We start from the raw sequence: 11,590 nt of genomic DNA on the forward strand, positions 1-11,590 counted from the left end.
CCGACCCAGTCTTGACCCCCCAATGATCACCCTGTGGCCCACCCCGTTCCGGCGTCGGTGAATTCTGCTTTTCGTCCACTGGATGGAGCCCTAAAAAACACTCGTGTCTGTATAAGCTCTTTCCGGCCGGGCCTCCGCTCGGCGCATCCGTGTGCTGAGTGTGCGTGGAGGTGTCGTGTTCAGGTGCGGCAGGAGCGGCGCGCTACGGCGTGGGCTGTCGGTGGAACGAACGCGGTCGCGAGCCGCGGCGTTGCTGACGTCGGTGGTCGTGGCGGTGTCGCTGATCCAGGCGGTCGTTCTGCCGCCGACGGCGCGGGCGGAGCAGGCGGAGCCGGGGCCGAGGATTCCACGGCGGGACCTGCCGTTGATGACGTCCTCGCCGACGGTCAAGCCTCGCCGGCCGCAGTCTTCGCCCAAACAGCCGAAAGCGGACTTCACGCCGCTGGCCGTCAAGACGACGGCGAAGGCGGCCCTTGCGGCCGGGGCGCCGGAGACGAGCCTGGTCGGCCCGATCGACGACAGCGTGGTCACGACCGAGATGCCGACCCTGAAGGTCCGCGACGTCGGGGGCGGCACGCTGTACTGCTTCAAGGTGTCGACCGGCTTCGACGGCCGTTCCGGCAGCGTTGTCGACTCGGGGTGCCTGACCACACCGCAGTGGAAGGTGCCCAAGCATGTGCTGCACGACGGCGGCAGGTACACCTGGACGGCGGGGACGACGACGGGGGCCGGGCAGCCGGTGACGCCGCCGACCTGGGTGGCGCATTTCAGGGTCGACCAGCGGGTGGGGGATCCGGGACCGGAGCCGACGGACGAACTCGGCCCGGTGCGGGTCAACCTGTTCAACGGCAACGCCCAGGTCAAGGCGGCCGGTCCGAAGTTCGAGACGATCGGCGGCCCGGCCGGTGTCACGTTCAGCTACAACTCGCGGGCGGGTGAGCCGCACGGCGTGCGCGCGTCCTACTTCAACGACTCGCGGCACACCGGGACGGCGGACGACGTTCCGGTCCTGGTGCGCAGCGAGGCCCAGGTCAACCTCGACTGGGGCAACGTGTGGAGCAACGTGGACGACAACCTGCCGTGGAAGGAGAACCCGCTCCCGCCCGCCCTGGACAAGCAGTGGTACGTCATCCGCTGGGAGGGCCATTTCAAGGCCCCTGCGTCCGGGGACTACCAGTTCGCCGGAGCGCACACCGACGGCGCGAAGGTCTGGGTGAACGGCAGGCTCGTCTACGACAACCCCGAAGCCGCGGCGAATGTGAGCACGGGCTTCCTGACGGCGGGCCCGCGGCGGGAACAGGACGTCCCCCTGGTCGCCGGACAGCGCGCGGCGATCAAGGTCGAGCTGTACCACCGCAGCACGGAACGCCCCCGGATGGTCCTGTGGACCAAGAGCACGACCGGCACCGGGACCCAGCGGAGCCACAACGTCAGCCCCCAGATCGTGACGACGGAATGGCTGTACGCGCAGGACCCGCCGCCGCTTCCGGCGGGCTGGACGCTCGGCGTGGCCGGGAGCGGCTACACCAGGGCCGAGATGCTCGACGGGTCGGTCGTGCTCACCGACACCTCAGGCGGCAAGCACACCTGGACCAGATCCTCGGCCGGGGGCTACACACCGCCGCCCGGCGAGGACGGTGTCCTCGCGTTCGACGCCCAGGGCAGGATCACCGTCACCGAGAAGGACGTGGCGTCGATCTTCAACGTCGACGGGACGCTGGCCCAGGTCACCTCGGTGCTGGACAGCAAGAAACCGGCCGCGCTGCAGTACGTGTACAGCGGCGCGATCCCGCGGTTGACGCAGATCAGGGACCCGGTGACGGGCCGGGCGCACACGCTGTACTACAACACCGACGGCAGCGACGGCTGCTACGGCGGAACGGCCCGTCCGGCGGGCTCGCACCCGGCGCCCGCGCAGGCGCTGTGCCGGATCCGGTACTGGGACGGCACGGAGACCCGGCTCTGGTACGTCATGGACACCCTGGCCCGGATCGAGAACCCGGGCGCGGACATCGCGGACTACAACTACCAGGACCGGGACGGCTACAAGATCCAGTACGACCGTCCGGACACCGGCGAAGAGCAGAGGCAGAAACTCAAGGACAGCGTCGGGCCGCTCACCGAGGTCCGCACCTCGCTGGCGTACGACTGGCTGGCCCGGCAGACGCCGAACGGGCGGAACCTCGCCGAACGGACCCTGATCGAGTACGAGGGCGTCTACGAGGCGGACACCCAGGAGACCCGCCTGCGGGCGGTGAAGGTCCAGGCCCCGTACCCCGGGGGCTACGTCGTGGCCTCGCCACGGCCCGGACGTGCCTACGTGTACGACCTCGAACACCGGCTGACGAAGGTCACCGTGGCGGGGATCGACGGCTGGGCCCGTACCGTGACCTATGACGACGCCGGTCGTGCCCTGAAGTGGACCGACGCCGACGGAGTCACCACCTCGCAGGAATGGAACGCCAAGGACAAGCCCGTCGCGACCGTCGACTCCCGGGGCAGGCGCACCACCACCGTCTACGATCACGCCGACCGGCCGACCGACACCTACGGACCCGCGGTGGCATCGTGTTTCGACGGCCCGGTCCCGACGGCGGAGTGCAGGGACCAGGTCCCGCACGCCAGGGTCGGCTACGACGAGGGCATCCCCGGGATCCAGGCCGCGCTGTACGACAACCCGAACCTGTCGGGTGTGCCCGCGGTGTGGCGGACCGGAGTCGGCACCGGTGACGGCTCCCTGTCCGCCACCTGGGGCGGCAGCCCGCCGGTGCCGAACAGCGGCGGCTGGTCCGCCCGGTTCACCGGTGAGATCCAGTTCCCCGAGACCGGTAAGTACGGGATCGGCCTGACCGTGGTCGACGGGGCTCGGCTGTGGATCGACGACGTGCTGCTGGTCGACAGCTGGACCGACAAACCCAGCACGGCGGTGGCCGGGGAGTACACCAACGCCAAGGCCGGGAGCCGGCACCGGATCCGCGTCGAGTACTACAACCGGAGCGGGAACACCGCGGCCCTGAACCTGACGTGGACGCCGCCCGGGGCCGGCGAGGCCGTGACCGTTCCCGGCCGGTACCTGGCGCCCCGCTATCCCTACGAGACAAGCAAGATCACCTACGGTGGATCCGGCGCCGCCGCCGAACGCGCACCATCGACGAGGACGGCCACGGGCCTCGCCGACCCCGCCAACGGGATCGACCCGGTGTTCGGGCTGGTGGTCTCCAAGACCAGCGACCCGGACGGGCTCGCCCTGACCCGGCGCAACACCTACGAACGGCCCGGCGCCGGTTACCTGCGGCGGCTGGCCGAGGCCCTCCCCGCCGGTGACGTCACCGATCCGGCCAAACGCGGCACGTTCACCTTCTACGAGGGCAACGAGACCCGCGCCAACCCGTGCGACGAGAACTCGCCGGCCGTCAACCAGGGCGGCATGGCCAAAACGATCACCGCGGCCAGGAACGCCGACGGGTCGGCCAACACCGCCGAACAGGTCTACGACGCGTCCGGCAACATCGTCGCCGCCCGGATCAACAACGAACCGTGGTCCTGTGTCGGCTACGACGCCCGCGGCCGGGTCATCAGGAAGTCCTTCCCGGCGATGGGCGGGGAACCGGCGCGCACCATCACCTACGACCACGCCGTGGGCGGGGATCCACTGGTCACCAGGGTCGGCGACGCCAGCGGCTCGACCACGGCCGTGGTCGACCTGCTCGGTCAGGTCACCTCCTACACCGACGCGGGCGGCGCGGTCACCACCCGGAAGTACGACACCGCCGGGCGCAAGACCAGCGAGACCACCACGATCAAGGGCGTATCCACGACTCTGGCCTACCGCTGGACCAACGCCTCCCGCCTGACCGGCCTGGACCTGGACGGCACCACGGTCGCCACGCCCGGCTACAGCGCCGGGCTCTTGCAGACCGTCCACTACGGCAACGCCTCAGACCTCCAGGTCGGCTACAACGACGCCGCCGGCATCACCAGACTGGAGTGGAAGACCAAGACATCGACGGTCACCGACTCCGTCACACGCGCCCGTGACCAGCGCGTCACCGACGCGACCGCCACTGACACCACGACCCCCGCCAGGTCGTACGACCACACCTACACCTACGACGGCGCCGGCCGCCTGATCGCCGCCACCGTCCCGCATCACCAACTCACCTACGGCTACGCGGGCAACGGCGGCTGCGGACCGAACACCAAGGCCGGGGCCAACACCAACCGCACCAGTGCGACCGACAGTCGCGACGGCGCCCCCGCCTCCACCACCACCTACTGCTACGACGACGCCGACCGGCTGGTCTCCAGCAGCGGTGCCACCACACTGGCGCTCGACTACGACACCTACGGCAACACCACCAGAATCGGCACCGACACCCTCGGCTACGACTCCACCCGCCGCCACGTCTCCACCTCGACCGCCGCGCACACCATCCGCTACACCCGCGATGTCACCGACCGCATCATCGCGCGGACGCAGGACAGCACGCAGGTGACCCGGTACGCCTTCACCTCCGACTCGGGCGGGCCCGACTTCGTGCTCGACGCCTCGGGCAACCTGCGACAGCGCGTGCTGAAACTGCCCGGCGGTGTCGTCCTCACCAAGACCTACGACGCGGCCAAGACCACCAACTGGGCCTACCCGAACGTCCACGGCGACATCCTGTTCACCGCCGACGGCACCGGCGCCCGCACCGGCGAACTCCACCTGTACGACCCGTTCGGCCAGAACATCGACCCCGACACCGGCACCATCGGCGACATTCCGATCCCGGCCACCGCCGAGGGCGGTCTGGACTTCGGCTGGCTCGGTCAGCACACCGTCCCCGTCGAACACCTCGCCGGCCTGCAAGCCTTGGAGATGGGCGCCCGGACCTACCTTCCCGCCCTCGGCCGCTTCCTGCAGACCGACCCGGTCTCCGGCGGCTCGGCCAACAACTACGACTACGCCAACGCGGACCCGATCAACAACCGCGACCTCACCGGCACCAACGTCAATCCGGATCCCCTTTTCTACGGAGGCGGCGGCGTCCTGGGCGAGATGGGCACCGGCGGCGGGCCGGTCGGCCGAGGCCCGAGCGGCGGCGGGGGCATGGGCGGTGGTGGCATCGGCCGGGGCGGCGGCGGTGGCGGCGGTGGCGGCGGCCGGGGAGGTGGCGGCGGCAGCGCCAACAGCGGACCCCGGCCCAACGCCCCCCAATCCGCTCCCACCCAGGCCGCACCGGCCAAGCCCCAGTCGAACAACCCCTCGGCCGAGGCCGCCGGCTGGTCGGCACGGACCGAAAGGGCCGGCGACCTCACCGGGAAGTACACTCCAGGGCAGTCGACTCGGGATCCAGCGTCGCAGTGGTACCACGAGGAACTCAGCGACCAGGAACTCCTCAACGCGATCAACAACGCCAAACCGGGAGAGGGAATCGTCGTCTCGCCCAACGGGACGATCCTCGGCGGCCATCACCGCCTCGACGAACTCCAGACACGCATCGAGCAGGGGCGTATCAACCCGGACGAGCCCATCAAGATCCAGGTCTACGAAGGGGGCGGTTGATGTCCTTCATCCGTTCGACCGACCCCGATTTCCGCGTCTGCCAGCTCACCTTCGACCAGCTGCTGGAGATCCAGCTGGACGCCGAGGCCCGCGGCTGGGCCACCCGATGGTCGTCCACGGACGCCCTCCGCAGCCAGGTCAAAGAGGACACCGTCCTCCTCCAGCCCCTGATGCGCGAGACGCGAGGAGAGGCCCTACGAGCCTACCGATGCCTCGTCCTCTTCTCCGCCGTGGACGACGACACCGCAGGCGGGATCGCCACCATCGACCTCGACCCGGCAAGGTACACATCCCTGGACCGCCTGGACCGCGACCCCGACGTCCGGCAGGCCCTCACCCGAATGTTCTCCCTGGCCATGGGCGGCATCTCCACCATCTCCAAGAACTGACCTCCGACAACCGGCATTGGGGAGCTCTCTGGCGGCCCTGATCGTGGAGGTTCAGCGGTGTGTGATGCGTTCGAGCCATCGTTGGAGGAGAGCGGTTTCGGCTGGTTCGAGAGCGTCGGTGCCGCCGAGTTGGAGTTGCGCGCGCAGGCGTAGCGCGGCGGTCCGCAGATGGTCGGTGTCGTGCTCGGTGGGCGTGGTGGTGAGTACGTGTGAGAACACGGCGTCGCGCATGCGGTGGGACGTCGCGGGGTCGTCGAACAGGGCGGGCCGGGCGATGTGGTCCAGGGCGGTCCCGATGTTGGCCGCCAGGATCAGCTGCGCGGCGGTTCGCGGTTCGAGTTTCAACGCGCCCGCCGCCGCGCACCGGGTGAGCGCCGCCGTCAGGAGGTCCATCACGCGCTCTCGCGCCGTCGAGCGCGACCATGGCCGCGGAGTGAACATCAGCTGGTAGAGGGCCGGGTTCGCCCGCGCGAACTCCATGTGGCCGTCCCAGCCGGCGTGCAGGTCGGCGACCGGGTCGCCGGTCTGCTCCTGGGCGGCCTTGAGCGCGGTGTACCGCTCGTACCCGTGCTCGGCGACGGCGTCCAGCAGTCCGCGCTTGTCACCGAACAGCCGGTAGAGGACGGGCTGGCTCACCCCGACCGCCTCGCAGACCGCGCGCGTGGCGACCTCGTGGTCGGAGGACGACGCCAGCTGCCGCTCCGCGGCCTCGATCATCGCCGCGCGAAGCGGGTCCGTGTCCGTCATGGATCAATGATAGCGCCAGTGGCTAACAACGATACGAGATGCGTGCTACGGTGGCTGCGTAACGTCGATATGGTCGATTCCTATCGACGATATGCGCCTTGAGGAGGCATCTATGAGTGAGCAGCATGTGACCGTCGTCAGCGGCGGTTCCCGCGAGCGGCGGATCGTCTGATGGCCGCCGAGCGACAGGTCATCGTCGTGACCGGAGCCTCCAGCGGGTTCGGCCGGCTGACGGCCGTGGCCCTGGCACGCGACGGGCACGCCGTCGCCGCCGGCATGCGGCGGACCGCGGACCGCAACGCACCCGCCGTCGCCGCCCTGCACCGGCTCGCCGAGGAGGAGGACCTCGCGCTGTCGGCGGTCGAGCTGGACGTGCAGTCGCAAGAGTCCGCCGACCTGGCCGTCGGCACCGTCCTGGACCGGTACGGCCGCCTCGACGCCGTCGTCCACAACGCGGGCCACATGGTCCTGGGCCCGGCCGAGGCGTTCACGGCCGAGGACCTCGCCGCCGTCTACGACGTCAACGTCCTCGGCGCCCAGCGGGTCAACCGCGCCGCACTGCCGCATCTGCGCGGCCAGGGCTCCGGACTGCTGGTGTGGGTGGGGAGCTCCTCCACCCGAGGCGGGCACCCGCCGTTCCTCGCCCCGTACTTCGCGGCCAAGGCCGCCATGGACGCCCTCGCGGAGAGTTACGCCGCCGAGCTCATCCGGTTCGGCATCGAGACCTCCATCGTCGTCCCCGGCGCCTTCACCTCGGGCACCAACCACTTCGCCAACGCGGGCGGGCCATCGGACACGGCCCGCGAGGAGGTCTACGAGGAGCCCTACGGCGAGCTCCGCGCCGGCCTGACCGACCGGCTGAACCGCCTGATCCCACCGGACGCCAGGGCGGAGTCCGTCGCCGACGAGATCGTCCGCATCGTCGGCCTCCCAGCGGGCCGGCGGCCTTTCCGCAGCCACGTCGACCCCAGCAAAGACGGCAGCGAAGTGGTCTCCATCGTCGCCGACCGGATCCGCGCCGAGTTCTACCGACGCGTAGGCATCGAGGACCTGCTGTCCTCGACCGCCTCGCTCTAATCACCCAACGAAAGGAAACCGTCATGCCGTTCGCCAACCTCAAGGTCCCCGCCGACACCCTCACGCCCGAGTCCAAGAAGAAGCTCATCGACGCCGTCACCGACGCCTACGCCGACGTGTACGGCGAGCGCGCCAGGGCGACGACCCTGGTCCTCGTCGACGAGGTCCCCGACGGCGGCTGGGGACTCGGCGGCAACATCCTCACCGCCGAGATGCTCGGACGCAGCTGACCCACCCCCGGGGGCCGGGCAGCCGCCCGGTCCCGGCGGGGGTGCGCCAACACCGTTTGGAGCTCTGAGGCCGTGCTCAAGCGCGCCGCTCGTCGGCATGGTCCTCCCCGTCGGCGGGAGGGCGCGTCGTCCGGGGGTCACGCGCTCAAGCTTGGTCCACCCGGTCCAGCCTCGCTTCCTCATCAACTCGATCAGCCGGCGGGCCGCCGGAACGGTGTCGAAGGCCCGTGCGTCCATCAGCTTGACCAGCGGTGGCTCCATGTCGGTGTCGTCGACGTAGTCCTCGCCCTGTTCCGCGGCCATCCGCGTGATGTAGGCGGCCAGTTCGTCGGCCAGCTCGACCAGCCGCGGGTCGTCGGCCGTCTGGTCGAGGGCCTGGCCGACGGTGCGATAGAAGTCGATGAGCTGGGGGTCGGCGATCTGCTCGCGCTTGCGGGCCATCCACTCGGTGACCCGCCCGGGCGAGTGCGCGGCCAGCAGGATCCAGCCGTCGCGTTCGGCCTCGACCATCCGCTCGGCGACGCCGAGCGCCCGCAATCGGTCGAGGTACTCGACCACCTCCGATGGCAGCGCCAGGCGGTCCCCGGCGGCCAGCCGGGCGATCCGCTCCCGGTGGCGCTGACGCTGCCGGATCTCGTCCCGCAGCCGCTCATCGATGTCCGCGACCGCCGCGGCGAACTCCTCCTCGCCGGCCCGGAGCAGCTCCCGCACCCGTGTCAGCGGGACCCCCGCCTGGGCGAGAGTCCGGATCCTGATCAGTTCGATCACGGCGCCCGCGTCGTACCTGCGGTAGCCGGAGTGGTCCCGCTCCGGTTCCGGCAGCAGCCCCTTGGCGTGATAGTGCCGCACCGCGCGTACCGTCACTCCGGCGTACGACGCCAGCTCGCCGATGGTCAGCATCGGACCAGTCTCCTACGGGGTGTTCATGGAGCCCGCCTGACCGACTGCGCCGGCTGTGGCCCGGATGATCTGGGCGATCTCCGGCGCGTGGGTGAAGACCAGCGCGTGGTCGGCGTCGAGCCAGGTCGTGGAGATGCGCGGCTGCTCGCGGACGAGCTGCTCGACGCCGGCACGCCAGTTCTGGTTGAAGCGCGGCGCATACCCCTCGCCGCTGTCACCGGCCATCGAGGTCGACATGATCATGCTGATGGGCCGGTCGATCCTCCGGTACCGGTCGAGGATCCCGGACCGGACGGCATCGATCTCGACATTGAGGTCGAGTATCTCCTGGGCGGTGAGTACCACCTGACGCGCGGTGCCCCGCTCGGCCTCCCGCTGCGTCACCATGTCCTCCCACATCGCGCGAAGCTCCGGCAGGAGGGCCTCGGTGATGAACGGTTCCGGCACCGGGTTCGCCCCGTCGATGAGAACAAGCCGGTCCACGGTGCCGGGATGCTCGGACGCATAGTGCACGGCCAGGTCCGCGCCCAGTGAGTAGCCCACGAGCACGGGCGCCGCGTCCAGACCGAGGTGGTGCAGTTCCGCCATCACGGCGGTCACGTCGCTGAGGAACGTCTCGAAGGTGTACCGGTCGGCGGCCGAGGCCAGACCGTGGCCCCGCAGATCGAAGGTCACCACGTCATGGTCGCGCCGCAGTGACTCGGCCAACTCGTGCAGGTCGGACTGCGTCGAGTTCAGTCCAGGGCACAGGACCAGCGGCCGTCCCCGGCCCCCGCGCGACACCGGGATCGCGACACCGTCATGGACGATCGTGAAGTGCTTCCTCGTGGTCATGCCGACGATGCTGAGAGATTGCCCCTGCGTCAGGGTCAAGGACCACGGCCACGCGACACAGGCCGCGCACCATCGCCACGGCGTTCTAAGGGACGTCGCGGGTGGGACAGGGCTTCGCGGGGGTGGACGCCGTCGGGGGAGGGGCCTGGGGCGTGCGGCGTTGGTTGTGGCGCTTCATGACGGACTGGAGGTCGGGACGCCCGCCCGAGCCGTCGGCGTCGGCGAGGGCGGGGCAGGCCCACTCGTCCTGGCGTCCCCACGAGTAGCTGATGTCGAACGCCGGGGACGGGACGAGCCGGTCCCACCGGTCCAGGATGGACCGCAGCTCGGCCGCGCCGGGCAGCCGCCAGGTCCGCTCGCCGTCGTTGCACGACTGCCCGAACGTCTGGACCACCGGGACGATCATGCGCCGGGGGAAGCCGGCGCGGGCCGCTTGGCCGACCATCGTGTCGATCACGTCCAGGTCGCAGCCCGACCGGCCCGCGCGGCACGGGTACGGGTCGAGCCCGATCAGGTCGAGGTGGGCGGCGGACGGCCGGAGCGGGCGCATCGGCCAGTCCGTCAGCGACGCGAACGCCTTCTGGCCGGGCGCGTACCGGTGGACGATGTCGGCGCGCCGCCGGATCTTCTCGACGATGCCGGGGCATTCGTCCGGGTTCGGTTCGTCCGAGAGGTACCAGCCGTAGACGCGGCCGTTCCCGGCGAACCGCTTCACGGTCGCGGCGAAGTCGTCCGTGTCGGCGATCTCGAAGTCGCCGCAGGTGCTGTTGCCGACCCAGAGCAGGGCCCGGCCGCCCGCCGGCAGCGCGGCGACGGCGCCCTCGTCCGGGGCCACGTCGAACAGGTCGTACCCGAGGCGCGCCGCGCGGGCCTGGTCCTCGGCCGGCATGTTCAACGCGACGTGCAGCGGACGGCCCGGGGCGGATCGGGCGGCGGCGGAATGTGCGGCGGCTGGACGGGCGGAGGCGTCTCCGGGCGAGGGGGCGATCAGGTACCCGGCGGCGGCTCCAGCGGTCGCGGCGGCGGCGGCCACGGCGGCGAGACGCGTCTTCATCGGCTCTCCCGGCATCGCTGGCGCGGTAAGGGACTCCTCTCCCAGCGTCGCACGCGCGGAGCGTGATCACCCCGATACGGCAGACTCCGGCCGATATCGGGCCCGGTCGCCTGTACCGGGTCGCATAGCGGACGTGAGTCCGGCCGCCGCCGAGACTGGGTTGCCTGGAGGGCGCAGGGTCGGCCGCGGGTTACCCGGCGGCGGGCCGTGTGCGGGCCCTACATGCGTCCGCCGCGTCCACTGGATTCGGTGGACGCGGCGGGTGCAACGCCTTCGTTCGCGAAGGCGGGGTCCGGGTCAGGGGCTCGCCAGAGAGAAAGGCTCTCGGGTCAGACGCGCCAGGAGCGGACGAGTTCGTCCAGCGCGGTCTGGTCGTAGTGGATGCCCTGCGCGTCGAGGTCCTCGGCGACCAGTTCGCCGTCGCCGTGGTGCTTGGCCAGCAGGCGGTACACGACGTACGGGAACCAGTGGTTGTCGCTGATGCGCTGGATCTCGGCGCGGTCGACGGTGTAGCCCTCGGCCCTGACCTCGGCGAGCGTCGCCGCGACGTCGCCGTGCTGCTGCTCCAGGATCTCGATGACGAGGGCGCGGAGGTTCTCGGCGTTGTACTCGGGCGCCGCCGGGGCCGGCTCGTCGGTGACGGTGCCGTAGGTGCTGCGGCCGTTGAGGCTGTTGCCCGCGGCGGCGGAGCTGACGAGGGAGAGCTCCGGTTCCGGCTCGGGAGCGGGCGCGGGCCGCTCGGCGGCGGACGCGGACGCGGGCGCGGGGCGCTCGGCGGCAGGGGCAGGGGCAGGGGCGGACGCGGCGGAGG

At 70.7% G+C, this 11,590-nt stretch carries 8 protein-coding genes and 1 pseudogene; 4 read left to right on the plus strand and 5 right to left on the minus strand.

From position 1 onward, the window contains the following. The first annotated feature begins 250 nt into the window (after positions 1-250). Positions 251-5,548 (plus strand): PA14 domain-containing protein, encoded by a 5,298-nt coding sequence (locus E1300_RS31175; protein WP_131760685.1) that lies wholly within the window; start codon positions 251-253, stop codon positions 5,546-5,548. Next, positions 5,548-5,937, plus strand: a complete 390-nt coding sequence (locus tag E1300_RS31180; protein ID WP_131760686.1) for a hypothetical protein — start codon at positions 5,548-5,550, stop codon at positions 5,935-5,937. The genes E1300_RS31175 and E1300_RS31180 overlap by 1 nt, the downstream gene beginning before the upstream one ends. 51 nt (positions 5,938-5,988) lie before the next feature. Here the strand turns inward: E1300_RS31180 and E1300_RS31185 are convergent, their stop codons facing one another. Next, entirely contained in the window at positions 5,989-6,684 is a 696-nt protein-coding gene (locus tag E1300_RS31185; RefSeq protein WP_131760687.1) for a TetR/AcrR family transcriptional regulator, read from the minus strand. A 171-nt stretch (positions 6,685-6,855) separates the two neighbouring features. Here E1300_RS31185 and E1300_RS31190 point away from each other — a divergent pair, with 171 nt between their 5' ends. Both E1300_RS31190 and E1300_RS31195 read left to right on the plus strand, forming a co-directional pair. Then, positions 6,856-7,761: an SDR family NAD(P)-dependent oxidoreductase gene (locus E1300_RS31190; protein WP_131760688.1), complete on the plus strand. Its 906-nt coding sequence runs from the start codon at positions 6,856-6,858 to the stop codon at positions 7,759-7,761. Positions 7,762-7,784: 23 nt separating this feature from the next. Next, on the plus strand, positions 7,785-7,991 hold the full coding sequence (locus tag E1300_RS31195; protein ID WP_131760693.1) for a 4-oxalocrotonate tautomerase family protein: 207 nt from the start codon (positions 7,785-7,787) through the stop codon (positions 7,989-7,991). Between the two features lie 702 nt (positions 7,992-8,693). On the opposite strand, the pseudogene E1300_RS52830 reads toward E1300_RS31195, so the two are convergent. From E1300_RS52830 to E1300_RS50430, 4 genes and pseudogenes are all read right to left on the minus strand, one after another. Further along, positions 8,694-8,891 (minus strand): annotated as a pseudogene (locus tag E1300_RS52830) (MerR family transcriptional regulator); the annotation flags it as partial. Positions 8,892-8,903: 12 nt separating this feature from the next. Then, positions 8,904-9,725 carry an alpha/beta fold hydrolase gene (locus E1300_RS31205; RefSeq protein WP_131760689.1) on the minus strand — a complete coding sequence of 274 codons (822 nt, stop codon included), beginning with the start codon at positions 9,723-9,725 and terminating at the stop codon, positions 8,904-8,906. 85 nt (positions 9,726-9,810) lie between these two features. Next, the gene (locus E1300_RS31210; protein WP_131760690.1) at positions 9,811-10,779 is read right to left on the minus strand and encodes a hypothetical protein; all 969 of its coding nucleotides are present in this window, start codon (positions 10,777-10,779) and stop codon (positions 9,811-9,813) included. A gap of 329 nt (positions 10,780-11,108) precedes the next feature. Beyond that, positions 11,109-11,590: hypothetical protein (locus E1300_RS50430; RefSeq protein WP_207400058.1), on the minus strand; the 482-nt coding region annotated here is incomplete at its 5' end.

The sequence above is a fragment of the Actinomadura fibrosa genome, from assembly GCF_900659615.1.
Taxonomy (GTDB): Bacteria; Actinomycetota; Actinomycetes; order Streptosporangiales; family Streptosporangiaceae; genus Spirillospora; species Spirillospora fibrosa.

Bases quoted from the DNA above. Each gene is read 5' to 3' on its own strand.
- E1300_RS31210 (WP_131760690.1), bottom strand. From the start codon at position 10,779: ATGAAGACGCGTCTCGCCGCCGTGGCCGCCGCCGCCGCGACCGCTGGA.
- E1300_RS31205 (WP_131760689.1), bottom strand. From the start codon at position 9,725: ATGACCACGAGGAAGCACTTCACGATCGTCCATGACGGTGTCGCGATC.
- E1300_RS31180 (WP_131760686.1), top strand. From the start codon at position 5,548: ATGTCCTTCATCCGTTCGACCGACCCCGATTTCCGCGTCTGCCAGCTC.
- E1300_RS31190 (WP_131760688.1), top strand. From the start codon at position 6,856: ATGGCCGCCGAGCGACAGGTCATCGTCGTGACCGGAGCCTCCAGCGGG.
- E1300_RS31185 (WP_131760687.1), bottom strand. From the start codon at position 6,684: ATGACGGACACGGACCCGCTTCGCGCGGCGATGATCGAGGCCGCGGAG.
- E1300_RS31195 (WP_131760693.1), top strand. From the start codon at position 7,785: ATGCCGTTCGCCAACCTCAAGGTCCCCGCCGACACCCTCACGCCCGAG.